This is a genomic window from Kineosphaera limosa NBRC 100340, from assembly GCF_000298215.1.
Lineage (GTDB): Bacteria > Actinomycetota > Actinomycetes > Actinomycetales > Dermatophilaceae > Kineosphaera > Kineosphaera limosa.
This window is the reverse complement of sequence record NZ_BAHD01000016.1, coordinates 19,788-36,205: the sequence shown is the minus strand read 5'-3', so window position 1 is coordinate 36,205 and position 16,418 is coordinate 19,788. Positions and strand designations below refer to the sequence as shown.

The window sequence follows — 16,418 nt, the reverse complement described above, 5'->3', positions numbered from 1 at the left end:
TGAGCTGTGTCCCGTCGGCGTCAATACGCCGCTGACGTCAGACTTCCGGGCGTTGACGAGGAGGGATGACGGTCAGGCGTAGATGTCCCGACCTGTCAGGCGTGCGAGTTGGCTGAAGGCGGCGGGGGAGTCGGCAGAGCGTTGCGCGACGTAAGTCATGAACTCGTCAGTGAAGATGCCGCTGCCGTTCATCCGCTGGTACACACTCTGGAGGCGGCTCATCGCAGACATCAGGTCACCGCTGCCCAAGCGGGCTCCGTCTTGCAATTGGCCCTTGCGGATCAAGGCAATGCCGACGGCATCGCCAGGAAACGCCCCGCCAGAAACTGGCGGCCAATCGAACTCCATGCCCGAGAATTCTTCGAGCATTCGCTTGTCGCTCTCCAAGAGCGGTCCGTACGAAGCAGATTCGTAGATTGCCTTGCGTACACCGCTGGGTGGCGTCAGAGCCATCGGTTCAGTCTGGCGGATTCTGGCCACGGAGAAGTCTGAGGTCATCGTTCTTCCTTACTCGCTCAGTCCCACCAGGCGGCGGCAGAGGCAGTGACGAAGGGCTTTGCGCCGGCCCCGACCCAGGGGTCATAGATGCGGCCGTTGTCAGGTCGTGAGGCGTTGTACCAGCGGTATCGGAAGAGGAACTTTGTGGTGGCGGCATCCAGGTCGTTGTAGGCGGTAAACCACGCCTCAGGGTGGTTGCTGACGTCGTAGCAGCGACGTGGCACGTCCGAGCAGAGCTGAATTTCCAAGCGTCCTGGGTAGCTGGTGTTGTAGGTGTAGGTCTTGTGCTCCCACGCGACGCCGGCCAGCGGCGCGGAGGCAGTCCCGGCGGGGGCGCCGAACTTGGGCGATTCGTTCCAGAAGTTGTAGATGTGCATGTTCGTCGACACGACGTTCATGTGCTCGTAGTAGCCAGCTGTGCTGGCCGTGGCGTTCTTGGCACCTTCGAGCTCGGCCAGCGGGGCGGGAGTGGGGCGCGCCGGGGCGGGTGCGGTCGACACCTCAGGCGCTGGGGGCGCTGGCTCGGCGTGGGCCGCGGGAGCTAGGAGACCCCCCCGGCGAGGACGGCGGTAGCGACGACGGCGGACAGTCTGGAACGAGCGACCACGATGGTCCTTTCTGCGACGGGATCGGACACCTGAAGTGATCGGCGACACTTCCGCTGACCTGAGCGCGGTGGCGTAATCGGGCCATTCGTCCCCCTGGATGCCTCGCGCGGGCCCGCTCTACCGTTACCAGGAGGTGTGGCGGGGGCGGCCTTCGTCGTAGCCGGCGCTGGACTGGAGGCCGACGACGGCGCGGGAGCCGAACTCGCCGATGGTCTTGGCGCCGGCATAGGTGAAGGCGCTGCGGACCCCGGAGACGATCTGGTCGAGCAGGTCCTCGACACCGGGGCGCTCGGGGTCCAGGTACATGCGGGCGCTGGAGATGCCCTCCTCGAACAGGGCTGAGCGGGCCCGGTCGAAGGCTCCGGCGTCGCGGGTGCGGTTGCGCACGGCCCGGGCTGAGGCCATCCCAAAGGACTCTTTGAATAGCCGGCCGTCGCTGCCGCGTTGCAGGTCGCCGGGGGACTCGTAGCTGCCCGCGAACCACGAGCCGATCATGACGCTCGCCGCCCCCGCGGCCAGGGCCAACGCAACGTCGCGGGGGTACTTCACGCCACCGTCGGCCCACGCGCTGGCGCCCGACTCCTTGGCCGCAGCAGCGCACTCCAGTACCGCAGAGAACTGCGGGCGACCCACGCCGGTCATCATCCGGGTCGTGCACATCGCGCCTGGGCCGACCCCGACCTTGACGATGTCCGCGCCGGCCTCGGCCAGATCGCGCGCCCCGTCGGCGGCGACCACGTTGCCCGCCGCGATGGGCACCCGCCGGCCGTGCTGGGCCGCGAACTCGTCGCGCGCCGCGCGCACGACCCCCAGCGCGTCGATCATCTTCTCTTGATGCCCGTGCGCCGTGTCGACGACCAGCACGTCCGCGCCCGCCTCCAACAGTGCCGCGGCCTTAGCGCGCACGTCGCCGTTGATGCCCACCGCGGCACCGACCATGAGCTTGCCGTCGGCGTCCAGCGACGGCCGGTAGATCGTCGAGCGCAGGATGCCGCGCCGCGTCAACAGGCCGGCCAGTGCGCCATCCTCGACGACCGGCACCGTGTCGAGGTGGTGCGAGGCCATCCGGTCGAACACCGCCCGCAGGTCGGCGTCCCGGTTGACGGTCAGCACCTCGCTGACCATCACCTCGCCCACGGTCGCGTACCGGTCTACCTCCTGGCAGTCCTTCTCGGAGATGACACCGACCGGTCGGCCGTCCTCGACCACCACGGCCACCCCGTGGGAGCGCTTGCCGACGAGGGACAGAAACTCGGCGACCGGTGCCGTCGGCGCGATGACGATCGGCGTCTCGAACACCGGATCGGCCGCTTTGACCTCCCGGATCGACGTGGCGATCGCGGGCAGCGGAATGTCCTGCGGGAGGATCGCCAGCGCTCCCCGCCGGGCCATCGTCTCGGCCATCCGGCGCCCCGAGACCGCCGTCATGTTGGCGGCGATGAGCGGCACGCTCGTGCCCACCTTGTCCGGCGTGGTCAGGTCGACATCCAGGCGCGAGCCCACGTCGCTGCGCGAGGGCACCATGAAGACGTCGTTGTAGGTGAGGTCGTGCGTCGGGGCCAGGCCGTTGAGAAACTCCACGGTGGGCCATGCTAGGCGCGATCACCCGGTTCGCCCGAATCGCGAGGGGAGGGGATGCGGGCGCGGGTCAATGCGCTACTGCTTCTTCCACGAATCCTCTTCGCACGGTTTCATGTCGGCGGGGCACAGGACGACCGTGACCGGCTCGGCCGCGCTGACGCCCCTGGCAGTCCTTGCCCGCAACCCCATGGCGTGGCCCACTTTCGTCGGGTCCGCCAGACGCAGTTCGAGCACGAGCTGACTCAATACCTTCGAAGGAGCGCCGTTGTTCTGTGCGGAGTCAGCGTCAGAAGGGTCGTCGTCGCAACGGCCGCGAACCGTACGGTCGTTGTAAGTGTCGGGATACTCCTTCTCCAGGGTCGCCGTTATCCGTCCCATCCTGTTCTCGAAAGGAGCGAAGCTCTGCACGGAGAAGGCCACAATGTCAATCTCGTCGTTCTCCTGCCAAATGACGTCTTCGATATCGACCCCCCTGGCCGTGTTACTGCACCATATTCCGGCTCCCCAAAGGACAGGGCCGTCGACCGTGGTGGCCATACCCCTAGGGTTGCTCCCCATGGGCTGAACTCTTGCGGCTCCCATGGTTCCGCACGCCGCGACGCTGAGGGCTAGCATCCCGGCAACGGCAAGCAGTCCCGGCCGTCGAGCGAGCCTGTGCATCGAGATCGCGTTCATCGGCTCCTCGCTGAAGCGGGGGAGTTTGTCCTCGTCGAAGAATCGTAAGGCTGCGGAGGGGCGTTCGGGTCGCGACTCGATGTCGGTTGAGCCTGCAGGAGGTCAAGTTTGCGCCTGGGGTTGGTAATGCTGCGGTTCCTTCCGCCAGGGGCCGGGTGTTCAAGGCCCCGCGACGTCTTCACGAAGACTCATACGCCGCACCTGGCTAGGGTGAGGCACATGCGCCTGACTCACTTCGGACACTCCTGCGTGCTGGTCGAGATCGCGGATCGGCGGGTGTTGCTCGATCCCGGCGCGTTCTCGCACGGCTTCGAAGACCTGCGTGACCTCGACGCGATCCTGGTGACCCATCAGCATCCGGACCACTGCGATCCCAAACGGTTCGGGCCGCTGGTCGCCGCCAACCCCGGCGCCCGCGTGCTGCTGGAGGCCCAGACGGCGGGGCAGTTGCGCGACCAAGGCGACCTGCCCCGCGACATCGAGACCCTCGTCCGCGGCCAGGCAGTGACCCTCGACGGGGGAGTGACCCTCGACCCGGTCGGACAGCAGCACGCGGTCATCCACGTCGACATCCCCCGCATCGACAACACCGGCGTCGTGCTGCGCGCCGACGGCGAGCCGAGCTTCTTTCACCCCGGCGACGCCCTCGACGCCGACCCCGGGCAGGTCGACGTGCTCGGCGTACCGGTCAACGCGCCCTGGTGCGCCATGAAGGAGACCGTCGACTTCGTCCGCCGCATCGGCGCGCCCCGCTTCGTGCCGATCCACGACGGGCTGCTCAGCCCCACCGGCCGCGAGCTCTACCTGCGCCAGATCGGCAACCTCGGCGGCCAAGTCGTCGAAGGGCTGGAGGTCGTCGACATCGCCGGCGGCGCGGCGATCACCCTCTGAACAGGGCTACTGGGCGTTTTGCTCCGCTTGGTAGGCGGCGCCGATGATGCCGGCGTCGTTGAGCAGTTGCGCCGGGATGATCGGGGCGCGTAGGTCCAGCAGCGGCAAGAACTTGTCGGCCTTCTTGCTGACGCCGCCGCCGACGATGATGAGGTCGGGCCACAGCAGCCACTCGATGTGCGAGAAGTAGCGCTGCAGCCGCTTGGCCCACGCCTTCCACGACAGGTCCTCGCGCTCCCGGGCGCTGTTCGCGGCCTTGGACTCGGCGTCGTGGCCGTCGATTTCCAGGTGCCCGAACTCGGTGTTGGGTACGAGGATGCCGTCGACGAACAGGGCCGTGCCGATGCCGGTGCCCAGCGTCGCGATGAGCACGGTGCCCCGCGCGTCCTTGCCGGCGCCGAAGCGCATCTCGGCGACCCCGGCGGCGTCGGCGTCGTTGAGCACCGTCACCGGGCGGCCGAGCTTCTCGCGCAGCAGGGCACCCGCGTCCGTGTCGATCCAGCTGTCGTCGATGTTCGCGGCCGAGCGCACGACGCCGTGCGTCACGACCGCCGGCACGGTCACGCCGATCGCGCGTCCCGCGGTGGCGTCGGCGAACTGCTCGGCGACCTGCGCGATGACGTCCACGACGTTGCGCGGAGTGGAGTCGTGCGGGGTCTCGATGCGGAGGCGCTCCGCGGCGAACGCTCCGGCGCCCAGGTCGACGGGCGCACCCTTGATGCCGCTGCCGCCGACGTCGATCCCCAGGGGGTAGGTCTGCTCGGTCATCGCTGCACTCCTCGCCGCCGATCGCGGGTCGCGCCCGCTGCTTCACTTCAAGTTGGGCTGCAGTCTAGGCCCACCCGTCCCCGCATGTGCCCGCGCACGGCCTCGCCGAGCACGCACCGGGGGTACGGTGAAGCCCAGCGCGGCCCGCCCCGGCCCGCGGTCGCCTCGATGCAGGAAGGTTGTCATGACGTTCTGGTACAACGTGCGCACCGGTCAGGTGGAGCCCGACGAGACCAAGTCCGCGGGGGAGAACCTCATGGGTCCGTACGAGACCCGCGAGGAGGCCCAGCGCGCCCTGGAGACCGCCAAGGAGAAGACCGAGGCGTGGGACGAGGAAGACCGCGAGTACAACGAGTGGGGCGAGGGCGAAAAGTCCTGACCGCGACCCGCTAGCCCAGTAGCCACGAGGGCCCCGGAGCATCACGCTCCGGGGCCCTCGACGTGCAGCTGCCGACTCAGACCTGCGTGAGGCGGTGCATCGCGGCGTCCCAGCGCCGCTCCAGGGCCTCGCGGTCCATGTCCTGCGTCAGATTCTCGTGCCGCAGCGTGAGCAGGGTCCCCTCGCCCTCCTGGCTCATCTGCAGGTCGACCAGCGTCGGCGGCGCGTCGGCGTCGGCGTGCCAGGACACTCGCACCTGCTGCTCCGGATGGTAGCTACGCGTCACTCCGTACGTCCCGTCGCCGGCGTGCCACGCATCCCCCTTGTCACCCAGCGTCGCGCCTTCGCCGAGGAAGGCCTCGATGCCTTCCTTCTGCGTCAGGCGCCCCCACACCTCGCCGATGGGGCGCTGCACGTGCTGGACGACTTCGATGACGTCCGCCGGCTTGGAGTCTGTATCGGTTTCGACATTCTCCACGGTCATGCCAACCTCCTCGCTGCGTGCCCGTCGGCGTCCCGACGGGCCAAGTCCTCCAACCACATCACCCAAAAGGCCCGCGCGCAATGGGTTCGGTGCAGGTCACGCACGTCAAGGGACGAAACGCCCGGGTCAGCCGCCAATGCCTGGGGGTGGTGCGGCAAGATCATCGTATGGACCGTCAACAAGAGTTCGTCCTGCGCACGATCGAGGAGCGCGACATCCGGTTCGTGCGCCTGTGGTTCACCGACGTGCTCGGCACGTTGAAGTCGGTGGCCGTCGCCCCGGCCGAACTCGAGGGCGCCTTCGACGAGGGCTTGGGTTTCGATGGCAGCGCCATCGAGGGCTTCAGCCGCATCACCGAATCCGACATGCTCGTGCGCCCCGACCCCAGCACCTTCCAGGTGTTGCCCTGGCGCGGCAGCCCGCCCGGTACGGCCCGCATGTTCGGCGACATCCTCATGCCCGACGGCACCCCCAGCTACGCTGACCCGCGGTTCGTGCTGCGTCGCGCGCTGGCCAAGGCGGCCGACATGGGGTTCAGCTTCTACACCCACCCCGAGATCGAGTTCTTCCTCTTCAAGACGCCGATCAAGCCCGGGCAGCCGCCGGAGCCGGTCGACCAGGCCGGCTACTTCGACCACGTGCCTCAAGGGCTGGGTCAGGACTTCCGTCGCCGGGCCATCACGATGCTGGAGTCGATGGGCATCTCGGTGGAGTTCTCCCACCACGAGACCGGCCCCGGCCAGCAGGAGATCGACCTGCGCTACGCCGACGCGCTGTCGACCGCGGACAACATCATGACGTTCCGGACGGTCATCAAGGAGGTCGCGCTGCAGCAGGACTGCTTCGCCTCCTTCATGCCCAAGCCGCTGTCGACCGCGCAGGGTTCGGGCATGCACACGCACCTGTCGCTCTTCGAGGGTGACCGCAACGTCTTCTTCGAGGCCGGCGGCCGCTACCAGCTGAGCAAGGTCGCCCGCCAGTTCATCGCGGGCCTGCTGGCGCACGGCTCGGAGATCACCGCCGTCACCAACCAGTGGGTCAACTCCTACAAGCGGCTCTGGGGCGGCGGCGAGGCCCCCGCGTACGTGTGCTGGGGGCACAACAACGGCAGTGCGATGGTGCGGGTGCCGATGTACAAACCGCACAAGGAGAACAGTTCGCGCATCGAGGTGCGTACCCTGGACCCCGCCTGCAACCCCTATCTCGCGTTCGCCGTGCTGCTCATGGCGGGCCTGGACGGGGTGGAGCGCGAGCTGGAGTTGCCCGAGGAGGCTGAGGACGACGTCTGGGCCCTCACGGAGGCGGAGCGGCAGGCCCTCGGGATCGACCCGCTGCCCACCTCGCTGCACGAGGCGATCCAGACCATGGAGCGCTCGGACTTCGTCGCGCAGGTGCTCGGCGAGCACGTCTTCGACGTCTTCCTGCGCAACAAGCGGCGGGAGTGGACGGACTACCGGGCGCAGGTCACGCCGCTGGAACTCGAGCGGCTGCTGCCCGTTCTGTGACGACGGCGCGCTGAGAGCGAAGCACTGATGGCGGTCGTCGAGAGAGGGTCCAGCAGCCCGATTGCGTGGCTGGCCAAGCTGGGTTTCGAGAACTCCAAACGGGCGTTGGCGTTGGCGCAGTCGCCGGTGTTGGCCGGGCTGGTAGACCTGGAGCGCGACGAGACGGGGCTGCTGCGGGCCCTGGCCTACACGGCCGAGCCGGTGCTCGCGTTGCTGGCGCTGGTGCGGATGCTGGAGACGGCGGACGGCTCCAGCCCCACCTCCTCCAACGGGCCGCCGCCCGACGTGCGGCTGCCGGAGCTGCGCGAGCTGCTCACCCGGCACGGCGTCGACCGCGACCGGCTGCTGGCCGTGCTCGGCGCCTCCGCGGCCCTGGGTGACCACCTGGCCCGGCATCCGCAGCACTGGCCGGCCGCCGCCCACGCCCAGCGGCTCGATGCCGCTGCCCGGTCGGCACGCCTGGTGCAAGCCGTCGGCGCACCGGCCCGCGGCGAGCGCAGCGCCGAGGACGCGCTGCGGCTGGGCTACCGCGAGCAACTGCTGGGCATCGCCGCCACCGATCTGACCTGCAGCGACCCCGCCCAGGTCATGCCCGACATCGCGGCCGACCTGGCCGACCTGGCCGCCGCCGCGCTGGAGGCCGCGCACGCCATCGCGCGTGAGCAGCATCCGGACGCCGCCGCGGCGGCCCGGCTGGCGGTCATCGGCATGGGTAAGTGCGGTGGCCGTGAGTTGAACTACGTCTCCGACGTCGACGTCATCTTCGTCGCCGAACCCCCGGCGCCCCCGTCGCAGGAGGGGGAGTCGCCCGGTGAATCGACCGGTGAGTCGACCGGCGAGCCGGTGAGCGAGGCCGACTGCATCGCGGCCGCCACGACCCTGGCCACGACGCTCATGCGCGCCTGCTCGGCCGCGACCGCCGAGGGCACGCTGTGGCCCGTCGACGCGGCCCTGCGTCCCGAGGGTAAGCAGGGCCCGCTGGTGCGCACCGTCGCCAGCCACGCCGGCTACTACAAGCGGTGGGCCAAGACGTGGGAGTTCCAGGCCCTGCTCAAGGCCCGGCTGGTCGCCGGCGATCAGGAGGTGGGTCGCGCCTACCTGGAGACGATCGGGCCGATGGTCTGGGAGGCCGCGAGCCGCCCGAACTTCGTCGAAGACGTGCAGTCCATGCGCCGACGCGTCGAAGACCACGTGCCCACCCGGGAGGCCGAGCGGCAGCTCAAGCTCGGCGTCGGCGGCCTGCGCGATGTGGAGTTCTCCGTGCAACTGCTGCAGCTCGTGCACGGCCGGCACGACGACCAACTGCGCTCGCCGACCACCCTGGCGGCACTCGCCGCCCTGGCCGACCGCGGCTACGTCGGTCGGGACGACGCAGCGCGGCTCGAGGGTGCCTACCGTTTTCTGCGCAGCCTCGAACACCGCATCCAGGTCTCGCGGATGCGCCGCACCCACCTGCTGCCGACCTCGCCGGAGGATCTGCGGCGGCTGGGTCGCAGTCTGGGCCTGCGCGCCGACCCGATCAGGGACCTCGACGAGCGGTGGCGGGCCATCAAACGCGATGTGCGCCGCATCCACGAGCAGTTGTTCTACCGTCCGCTGCTGTCGGCGACGGCGCGCCTGTCGCCGGACGACGCGCGCCTGAGCCCGCAGGCGGCCAAGGAACGCCTGTCCGCGCTCGGCTTCCGCGACCCCGCCGGCGCGCTGCGCCACCTGGAGGCACTGACGGTCGGCACGAGCCGCACCAGCGCCATCCAGCGGCAATTGCTGCCGGTCATGCTCGGCTGGTTCGCCGACGAGGCCGACCCCGACGCGGGCCTGCTGGCGTTCCGGCGCCTCTCCGAATCGCTCGGCGGCACCCACTGGTACATGAAGATGCTGCGCGACGAGGGCAAGGCCGCCGAGCGGCTGGCGCACGTGCTGGCCCGCAGCCGATACGCAGCCGACCTGCTGATGCGCGCCCCGGAGTCGGTGCGCATCTTGGCCGAGGACGCCGGTCTGCAGCCGCGCAGCCGCGAGCAGGTGCTGCGCACCATGCGCAGCGCAGTGGCCCGCAAGGACGACGCGGAGTCGGCCATCGAGGCCGTGCGCGTCATCCGCCGCCAGGAGCTGTTCCGCATCGCCCTGGCCGACCTCGTGCGAGTCGTCTCGACCCAGGTCGTGCAGGAGGCCCTCACCGACCTGACCGAGGCGCTGCTGGAGGCCGCCCTCTACATCGCCACGAAGAAAGTCGGGATCGAGCGGCGCTCGCCGGTGCCCGCCGACATCGTCCTCATCGGCATGGGGCGCCTCGGTGGCCGGGAGTGCGGCTACGCCTCCGACGCCGACGTGCTCGTCGCGCACCGACCGCACGACGGCGCCGACGAGCGGGAGGCTCAGGCCGCGGTCGGTGCCGCCGTGCTGGAGATGCGCCGGATCGTCGGTCTGCCCGGCCCCGATCCCGCCCTGGAGGTCGACCTCGACCTGCGGCCCGAGGGCAAGTCGGGGCCGGTGTCGCGCACCATCGGCGGCTACGCCGCCTACTACGACCGCTGGTCCCAACCGTGGGAGGCGCAGGCGTTGCTGCGGGCTCGGCCCGTGGCCGGCGACGCCGAGTTGGGTGCCGAGTTCATCACGCTCATCGACCCGCTGCGCTGGCCGGCCGACGGCCTGGATGCCGCAGCGGTGCGCGAGATGCGCCGGCTCAAGGCCCGGATGGAGTCCGAGCGGCTGCCCCGCGGCGCCGATCCGCGGCGGCACCTCAAGCTCGGTCGCGGCGGGCTCAGCGACATCGAGTGGACCGTGCAGTTGCTGCAGATGCAGCACGCCCACGCCTATCCCGACCTGCGCACCAGCGCTACCCTGGGGGCTTTGCACGCGGAGGTTGCCGCCGGACTGTTGGATGCCGACGACGGAGAGCGACTCGAACAGGCCTGGCAGTACGCCTCCGACGTGCGCGATGCGATGATGCTCTGGCGCGGTCGGTCCAGCGATGCCGTCCCGGCCGACGTGCGTGACGCCGAGGGCGCCAACCGGATCCTCGGTGGCGGCCCCGGTGAGGGGTATCTACTCGGCGAGACCTACAGCCGCCGAGCTCGCCACGCGCGCGAGGTCACCGAACGGGTGTTCTACGGTCGGCAGGAGTCGACCGAGCGCGTGGGTAACGGAGCCCCGGCGGCCAGGAAGGGAACGAGAGCATGAGCGGATCGAGCACTCCGGACGCCGCCAGCCAACGCGGCGGCGGTCCGACCGGCCAGGTGGTGCGCGTCTATCTCGTCGACGATCACGAGATCGTGCGTCGCGGGCTGCGAGAGCTGCTCGAGTTGGAGAGCGATGTCGAGGTCGTCGGTGAGTCCGGGACCGCGACCGAGGCGGCTCGCCGGATCCCGGCCATGCGACCGCACGTTGCGGTACTCGACGCCCGGCTGCCCGACGGCTCCGGCATCGAGGTGTGCCGGCAGATCCGCGCCGTCGACCCCTCCATCCGCGGATTGATCCTCACCAGCTTCGACGACCAGCAGGCCCTCACCGCGGCGGTGCTCGCCGGCGCCTCCGGCTACCTGCTCAAGGACATCCGCGGCGGCGACCTCGTCGAGACCATCCGGCGGGTCGCCCGGGGTGAATCGCTGCTGGACCCCAAGGCCGTCGCACTCGCCCAGAAGAACCTCACGTCCCCGACCGCTACCGACCCACGCCTGCGCAGTCTGACCCCGCAGGAGCGGCGCATTCTCGTACTGGTCGCCGACGGTCTGACAAATCGGCAGATCGGGTCCGAGTTGTTTCTCGCGGAGAAGACCGTGAAGAACTACATCACCGCGATCCTGGCCAAGCTGGGCATGGAGCGGCGCACCCAGGCCGCCGTCTTCGCCGCCACCCACGCCGACCAGTTGGGCGACCACCGCCCCTGAGTCTGGGCCGCGAGGCGGTCGTATCGATTCGGCGCCGCGCCGCATTTGGCCTGCTCAACAGGACTATTCGCCGTTTTCGCCGCGGGCCACTGTGGCCTTTCTCCCAGACCGCCCCGGCGGGACCTATGGCCCTGGGGACTGCCCCCTTGCGGAGTCACGCTGGGGGCCATGACAAGGAGCAATTGGGCGCTCACCCCGCCCCTCACCGGCATCGTCGCCCGCGATGTGGTGGCCGGCCTCCTTGACAGCGGCAGCGCACAGCAGGTCGCGCGCGCTGCCGTGCAGGAGGCGGCGGCGCGGGGGGCGCGGGTGCGCTTCCTGCACGTCGTGCCCGAGGGCACCGCGCTGGAGGAGCGCGAGGCCTCCGACTCCAAGAACTTCACCGCGGCGCTGCGCGCCCTACGGGAGTTTCCCCGGGTGCCCGTGACCTTCGAGGTCGCCGAGGGCGAGCCCGGGCCGGTCTTCGTCGACCGCAGCGCCGAGGCCGGCATCCTGGTCATCGCCGCAGACGACCCCATCGAGGCCGAGACCGGCGGGCGGGCATCGGCAGCCGCCGGTCGGCGTGCCTGCGCCGCGGGCACCTCGGGCCGGGGTCGGGGCGGTGAGCGCCGCTCCATGAGCCGGGCCGCGCAGCTGGCGGCGTACTGCCAGCGCTACGCGGCCTGCGACGTGTTGGCGGTGCGGTACGTGCCCGGCGCTGCCGGCGACCTAGCATCGACGGTGTGAGCGCACCACTGGAGCCCGACCACAGCCAGCTCGGGGTGGGCCTGGACATCGAGGATCTGCTGGACGAGATCCGACGCCGGGCAGCGGGGGCGACGCAGGCGCAGGAGCGGCTGGGGCAACTGCTCTCGGCGGTCGTGGCGATCAGCTCCGACCTGGAGTTGCCCGCGGTGCTCGCCAAGGTGCTGCACTCGGCCTGCGAACTGCTGGGTGCCCGCTACGGCGCGCTCGGCGTGCTGGACGCCACGGGCCGTCAGCTGGCCGACTTCATCACCCACGGCCTCACCGCTGAGCAGCGCGAACGCATCGGCGACCTGCCCCACGGCGGCGGCGTGCTCGGCCTCCTCATCCGGGATCCGCAGACAATGCGCCTCGACGACATCCGCGACCACCCCGAGTCGGTGGGCTTTCCGCCGCATCACCCGCCGATGCGCACCTTCATCGGGGCGTCCGTGCGGGTGCGCGACACAGTGTTCGGCAACCTCTACCTGTGCGACCGGAACGACGGGCAGCCCTTCGACGAGGCCGACGGCACCGTGTTGGAGGGCCTGGCCGCCGCGGCCGGGATCGCGATCGAGAACGCGCAACTGTTCGACCGGGCGCGGGGACGCCAGCAGTGGGCCGAAGTGATGGCCGAACTCACGCAGACGCTGCTGGAGGGGCGCAACGAGGCCGCGGCCCTGGGTCGCATGGTCAAGCATGCTCGCGAGCTCGGCGGCGCCCACCTCGGGCTGTTGGCGGTGCGCGACGAGACCGGCCGGCTGGTGGTGCGGGCTCAGACCGGAGCGGAGCACGGTCGGGAGGTGCTGGGCGCGCGGCTGATGAGCCCGCGCTGGACGATCCTGCTCAAGGAGCGGGTGCCGCTGTTGCTCATGACGATGCCCGGCGATCGGCACGTGGGGGAGTTGGCGGCCGAACTGGCCCGCCTCGGCGGGGCGCAGGAGTTCGGGGCCTGCGCGATCGTCCCGATCACCGTCGGGGAGGTCGAGGTCGGGCTCATCGCGTTGGCGTGGACCACCGACGGGCGCGGCGAGGCGACCCAGACCATGGACCTGCTGACCCCCTTCGCCGAACAGATGGGCCTGGCCATCGAGGCCGCGCGGGCGCAACGACAGCGGTCCCGCGCCCAACTGTTGGAGGACCGCGACCGCATCGCCCGGGACATGCACGACCACGTCATCCAGCGGCTGTTCGCCGCGGGGCTGAGTCTGCAGGCCGCCGGGCGGCACGTCGAGCCGGTCGTGCGCGAACGACTCGAAGGGGTCGTCGACGAGCTGGACACCGCGGTGAAGACGCTGCGGGAGGCGATCTTCGAGCTGCACCAGCACCTGCCCGAGGGCGGCCTGGGTCCCGAGATCGAGTCGCTCGTGGAGCAGTTCGCCGAGCACGCGGGCTACGTGCCCGACCTGGCGTTCGAGGGCATGCTCTCGGAGGTGCCGCCGCACCTGGAACACGATGTCGTCGCCGTCGTGCGCGAGGGCCTGTCCAATGTCGCCCGGCACTCCCGCGCCAGCGACGCGCAGGTGCGGGTCAGCACGAGCGACGGCCTCGTGGTCACCATCCAGGACAACGGCGTGGGACTGGGTGAGCCGGTGCGCCGCAGCGGCCTGGGCAACCTCGACGGGCGGGCGGCCGCACACGGCGGCTCGTTCGCGCTCGTCGCGCGCGAGCCCACCGGCACGCTGCTGCGCTGGCGGGTACCGCTGCCGTGACCCCCGACCCGCTCGAGCGTCGACCTGACCGGAGTGAGTAATCACAGGTCAACGACCAACGTGCACTACCATTCCGGACATGTCAGCCAGAGGCAGTAGCCGCCCAGCGCCGGAGGCTGATGAGCCGCCCTGGCTCGATCCGCTGGAGCGGCGGGCCTGGCTGACAGGCAACGCGCTCCTGCTCAAACTCCCGGCTCTGCTGGAACAGCAACTGCAGCGCGACGCCGACCTCAGCTACTTCGAGTACCTGGTGCTGGCGGTGCTGGCCGAGCAGAAACCGCCCCGACTGCGGATGAGCCGCCTGGCGATGTTGACCGGGGGCTCGCTGTCGCGGCTGTCGCATGTCGCCAAGCGGCTGGAACTCAAGGAGTACATCGTCCGCGAGACCGATGCGCAGGACCGCCGCTCGACCAACGCGGTGCTGACTCCCTCGGGGCAGCGCAAAGTGCTGGACACGGCTCCGGGGCACGTCGCCTGGGTGCGGGAGATCTTCTTCGACCACCTCGACTCCGAGCACCTGCAGCAGTTCGTCGCGGTGGGGCGCCGAGTCATGCCCCAGATCGATCCCGGCGCTGAGATTGCCGGGGCACCGGACCGCTGAACGCGGTCGTCACCGGGGCCCGCGCGGGTTGCCCTGAGAGGGAAGCGAACCCGTTTTGCCACCGCCGTCTGATCGCTCCAAGAGGGCATCGTCGCAGGTCACGATGCATACGAGGGGGCACGATTAGATACATGGAAGGGAACAGGACGGACGTCGTGGACGTCGTTGCCGACACGCGTGGGTCCTGAAACCGCGCGAACTCGGGGTGCACAACGACCGCCCGGGTCCCGGCGCCGGAACCCGGGCGGTCTACCCACCAGCGTCTACCCACCAGCGCGGTGGCTCGTCGACGTCTGCCCGTAGCCGGCGATCAGCCCGGCGACCTTGTCGATCTCCTCCTGCGTCAGCACCCGCTGCGGCGCCGGATACGCCGCGGCGAGCAACTGCACCTGGCAGATGTACTCCAGGTAGGCGGTGCGCTCCAGGACGGTCGGCAGGTCCGCGCCGACGAGCACCGCGCCGTGGTTGCTCATGAGCGCTGCGGTCCGCCCGCGGAGGGCGGCGGCGACGTGCTCCGCCAGCTCGTCCGAACCGAAGGTCGCGTACGGCGCCACCCGCACCGGGCCGCCGAACATCGCGGTGTAGTAGTGCCCGGCGGGCAGCACCTCGACGACGGTCGACAACGCGGTCGAGGCCGGCGCGTGTGTGTGCACGATCGCACAGTGATCTGTGGAGAGGTAGACCGCGAGATGCAGGGGCAACTCGCTGGAAGGCTTCAGCGGCGCCTCGACGGCAGCCCCGGCCAGGTCGTGCACCCCGACGTCATCGGCCGTCAACTCCTCGTAGTCCACGCCGCTGGGGGAGACGGCCACCAGGTCGCCCGCGCGCACCGACACGTTCCCGGCCGTCCCCACGACCAGGCCCTCGCGGCGCAGCCGCCGGCATGCCTGGGCCACCGCCTCCCGCTGCGCCCGCAGCAGCATCGCGCGCCTACTCGCCCGGCCGGACGACGACCTTCAGCTCCTGCGGAGCCCCCGCACGATCGAGCGCCGTCGGCGCCTCGTCGAGTCCGTAGGAGCTCGTCACGAGGGCGTCGAGGTCGACGGCCCCGCTCGCGACCAGATGGATGCCCAGCGGCCACGTGTCGGTGTAGCGGAAGATGCCGGTGACGTTGAGCTCGTAGTTCTGGATGAGCGGGATCGGCAGGGCGATCTCGTCCGCGCCCATGCCCACGAGGACGACGGACCCGCCCGGCTTGACCGTGTACATGCCGGAGACGACGGCCGGAGCCACGCCGGCGGCATCGATGAACGCATCGACGTTGTAGCCGGCGGTCGTGATGTCCGTCGTCATCGGGTCGACGACCTGCGTCGCGCCGAACCTCAACGCCAACTCGCGGCGCGGCGCCGCCGGGTCGGAGACGATGATGCGGGCCGCGCCGAACGCCCGGGCGACCTGCGCCTGGATGATGCCGATCGGCCCGGCGCCGGCGATGAACACGCTCTGCCCCGGCTGCAGGTTCGCCTTGCGGGCCGCGGCGATACCCACCGACAGCGGCTCCAGCATCGCGGCGGCCGCGTCGCTGACCTCGTCGGGGATCGGGTGCGCGAAGTCGGCCTGGATCGTGACGTACTCGCAGAACGCGCCGTCGATCGGCGGGGTCGCGTAGAACTCCATGCTCGGGCACAGGTTGTATCGGCCCGACTTGCAGTACTCGCACACCCGGCACGAGCGCTGCGGCTCGACGGCCACTCGCTGACCGATCCGGCTCTCGTCGACGTCGGTGCCGACCGCGGCGATGCGCCCGCCCAGCTCGTGGCCGAGAATGAGGTCGGTCTCGACGACGAAGTCGCCGATCCGCCCGTGCTTCCAGTAGTGCACGTCGGAGCCGCACACCCCGACTGCACCGACCTGCACGAGCACCTCGTCCGCCGCCAGTTCCGGCACCGGCAGCGCCTCGAGCGTGATCGACAGATCCGGATGCAGCACGCTGGCCCGCATCGTGGTGGTTGACGCCGTCATTGGGCACTCCTTAGCGACGAGGGGGTGAGTTGCCCCCATCGAACCACCAGCCGCCCCGCCGCGGCACGCCAAGGGCCCCCAACCTGCGGCAAGCAGGTCAGGGGCCCTGGTGCGGCCCGCACAGATCACGGTCGTGTCTGTTTGACG

General features: G+C 70.2%; 16 protein-coding genes. 8 read left to right on the top strand and 8 right to left on the bottom strand.

The window, feature by feature from the left end; genetic code table 11:
- Positions 1 to 72 precede the first annotated feature (72 nt).
- The 4 genes from KILIM_RS05370 to KILIM_RS05355 all read right to left on the bottom strand — a co-directional run bounded on the left by KILIM_RS05370 (position 73) and on the right by KILIM_RS05355 (position 3,362).
- Positions 73 to 498 (bottom strand): hypothetical protein, encoded by a 426-nt coding sequence (locus tag KILIM_RS05370; RefSeq protein ID WP_006591623.1) that lies wholly within the window; start codon positions 496 to 498, stop codon positions 73 to 75.
- A gap of 17 nt (positions 499 to 515) precedes the next feature.
- Positions 516 to 998, bottom strand: coding sequence for a hypothetical protein (locus tag KILIM_RS05365; protein WP_040562323.1), 483 nt, complete (start codon positions 996 to 998; stop codon positions 516 to 518).
- Positions 999 to 1,229: 231 nt separating this feature from the next.
- A complete protein-coding gene (locus KILIM_RS05360; protein WP_006591621.1) occupies positions 1,230 to 2,687 on the bottom strand; it encodes a GuaB1 family IMP dehydrogenase-related protein in 1,458 nt (485 codons plus the stop codon).
- A 75-nt stretch (positions 2,688 to 2,762) separates the two neighbouring features.
- The gene (locus KILIM_RS05355) at positions 2,763 to 3,362 is read right to left on the bottom strand and encodes a hypothetical protein (RefSeq protein ID WP_006591620.1); all 600 of its coding nucleotides are present in this window, start codon (positions 3,360 to 3,362) and stop codon (positions 2,763 to 2,765) included.
- 219 nt (positions 3,363 to 3,581) lie between these two features.
- Between KILIM_RS05355 and KILIM_RS05350 the strand changes: the two genes are divergently transcribed.
- A complete protein-coding gene (locus KILIM_RS05350; RefSeq protein ID WP_006591619.1) occupies positions 3,582 to 4,253 on the top strand; it encodes an MBL fold metallo-hydrolase in 672 nt (223 codons plus the stop codon).
- A 6-nt stretch (positions 4,254 to 4,259) separates the two neighbouring features.
- Here the strand turns inward: KILIM_RS05350 and ppgK are convergent, their stop codons facing one another.
- Positions 4,260 to 5,021, bottom strand: coding sequence for a polyphosphate--glucose phosphotransferase (ppgK, locus tag KILIM_RS05345; protein ID WP_006591618.1), 762 nt, complete (start codon positions 5,019 to 5,021; stop codon positions 4,260 to 4,262).
- A 184-nt stretch (positions 5,022 to 5,205) separates the two neighbouring features.
- On the opposite strand from ppgK, the gene KILIM_RS05340 reads away from it, so the two are divergent.
- Positions 5,206 to 5,400, top strand: a complete 195-nt coding sequence (locus KILIM_RS05340; RefSeq protein WP_006591617.1) for a hypothetical protein — start codon at positions 5,206 to 5,208, stop codon at positions 5,398 to 5,400.
- A 76-nt stretch (positions 5,401 to 5,476) separates the two neighbouring features.
- Here the strand turns inward: KILIM_RS05340 and KILIM_RS05335 are convergent, their stop codons facing one another.
- Positions 5,477 to 5,884 carry an SRPBCC domain-containing protein gene (locus KILIM_RS05335; RefSeq protein WP_006591616.1) on the bottom strand — a complete coding sequence of 136 codons (408 nt, stop codon included), beginning with the start codon at positions 5,882 to 5,884 and terminating at the stop codon, positions 5,477 to 5,479.
- A 167-nt stretch (positions 5,885 to 6,051) separates the two neighbouring features.
- Between KILIM_RS05335 and KILIM_RS05330 the strand changes: the two genes are divergently transcribed.
- From KILIM_RS05330 to KILIM_RS05305, 6 genes are all read left to right on the top strand, one after another.
- The gene (locus KILIM_RS05330; RefSeq protein ID WP_040562322.1) at positions 6,052 to 7,389 is read left to right on the top strand and encodes a glutamine synthetase family protein; all 1,338 of its coding nucleotides are present in this window, start codon (positions 6,052 to 6,054) and stop codon (positions 7,387 to 7,389) included.
- A 27-nt stretch (positions 7,390 to 7,416) separates the two neighbouring features.
- Positions 7,417 to 10,566 (top strand): bifunctional [glutamine synthetase] adenylyltransferase/[glutamine synthetase]-adenylyl-L-tyrosine phosphorylase, encoded by a 3,150-nt coding sequence (locus KILIM_RS05325; protein ID WP_006591614.1) that lies wholly within the window; start codon positions 7,417 to 7,419, stop codon positions 10,564 to 10,566.
- Entirely contained in the window at positions 10,563 to 11,273 is a 711-nt protein-coding gene (locus KILIM_RS05320; RefSeq protein ID WP_006591613.1) for a response regulator, read from the top strand. Before KILIM_RS05325 ends, KILIM_RS05320 begins: the two co-directional genes overlap by 4 nt.
- 168 nt (positions 11,274 to 11,441) lie before the next feature.
- Positions 11,442 to 11,999 carry a universal stress protein gene (locus tag KILIM_RS05315; RefSeq protein WP_006591612.1) on the top strand — a complete coding sequence of 186 codons (558 nt, stop codon included), beginning with the start codon at positions 11,442 to 11,444 and terminating at the stop codon, positions 11,997 to 11,999.
- Positions 11,996 to 13,708, top strand: coding sequence for a GAF domain-containing sensor histidine kinase (locus KILIM_RS05310; protein WP_006591611.1), 1,713 nt, complete (start codon positions 11,996 to 11,998; stop codon positions 13,706 to 13,708). Before KILIM_RS05315 ends, KILIM_RS05310 begins: the two co-directional genes overlap by 4 nt.
- 79 nt (positions 13,709 to 13,787) lie before the next feature.
- Positions 13,788 to 14,309 (top strand): MarR family winged helix-turn-helix transcriptional regulator, encoded by a 522-nt coding sequence (locus tag KILIM_RS05305; RefSeq protein ID WP_006591610.1) that lies wholly within the window; start codon positions 13,788 to 13,790, stop codon positions 14,307 to 14,309.
- 263 nt (positions 14,310 to 14,572) lie between these two features.
- On the opposite strand, the gene KILIM_RS05300 is transcribed toward KILIM_RS05305, so the two are convergent.
- Entirely contained in the window at positions 14,573 to 15,232 is a 660-nt protein-coding gene (locus KILIM_RS05300) for a class II aldolase/adducin family protein (RefSeq protein WP_006591609.1), read from the bottom strand.
- A 7-nt stretch (positions 15,233 to 15,239) separates the two neighbouring features.
- Positions 15,240 to 16,271 (bottom strand): NAD(P)-dependent alcohol dehydrogenase, encoded by a 1,032-nt coding sequence (locus KILIM_RS05295; protein ID WP_006591608.1) that lies wholly within the window; start codon positions 16,269 to 16,271, stop codon positions 15,240 to 15,242.
- Positions 16,272 to 16,418: the final 147 nt, after the last annotated feature.

Bases quoted from the DNA above. Each gene is read 5' to 3' on its own strand.
- KILIM_RS05370 (WP_006591623.1), bottom strand. From the start codon at position 498: ATGACCTCAGACTTCTCCGTGGCCAGAATCCGCCAGACTGAACCGATG.
- KILIM_RS05355 (WP_006591620.1), bottom strand. From the start codon at position 3,362: ATGAACGCGATCTCGATGCACAGGCTCGCTCGACGGCCGGGACTGCTT.
- KILIM_RS05350 (WP_006591619.1), top strand. From the start codon at position 3,582: ATGCGCCTGACTCACTTCGGACACTCCTGCGTGCTGGTCGAGATCGCG.
- ppgK (WP_006591618.1), bottom strand. From the start codon at position 5,021: ATGACCGAGCAGACCTACCCCCTGGGGATCGACGTCGGCGGCAGCGGC.
- KILIM_RS05340 (WP_006591617.1), top strand. From the start codon at position 5,206: ATGACGTTCTGGTACAACGTGCGCACCGGTCAGGTGGAGCCCGACGAG.
- KILIM_RS05335 (WP_006591616.1), bottom strand. From the start codon at position 5,884: ATGACCGTGGAGAATGTCGAAACCGATACAGACTCCAAGCCGGCGGAC.
- KILIM_RS05330 (WP_040562322.1), top strand. From the start codon at position 6,052: ATGGACCGTCAACAAGAGTTCGTCCTGCGCACGATCGAGGAGCGCGAC.
- KILIM_RS05325 (WP_006591614.1), top strand. From the start codon at position 7,417: ATGGCGGTCGTCGAGAGAGGGTCCAGCAGCCCGATTGCGTGGCTGGCC.
- KILIM_RS05320 (WP_006591613.1), top strand. From the start codon at position 10,563: ATGAGCGGATCGAGCACTCCGGACGCCGCCAGCCAACGCGGCGGCGGT.
- KILIM_RS05315 (WP_006591612.1), top strand. From the start codon at position 11,442: ATGACAAGGAGCAATTGGGCGCTCACCCCGCCCCTCACCGGCATCGTC.
- KILIM_RS05305 (WP_006591610.1), top strand. From the start codon at position 13,788: ATGTCAGCCAGAGGCAGTAGCCGCCCAGCGCCGGAGGCTGATGAGCCG.
- KILIM_RS05300 (WP_006591609.1), bottom strand. From the start codon at position 15,232: ATGCTGCTGCGGGCGCAGCGGGAGGCGGTGGCCCAGGCATGCCGGCGG.
- KILIM_RS05295 (WP_006591608.1), bottom strand. From the start codon at position 16,271: ATGACGGCGTCAACCACCACGATGCGGGCCAGCGTGCTGCATCCGGAT.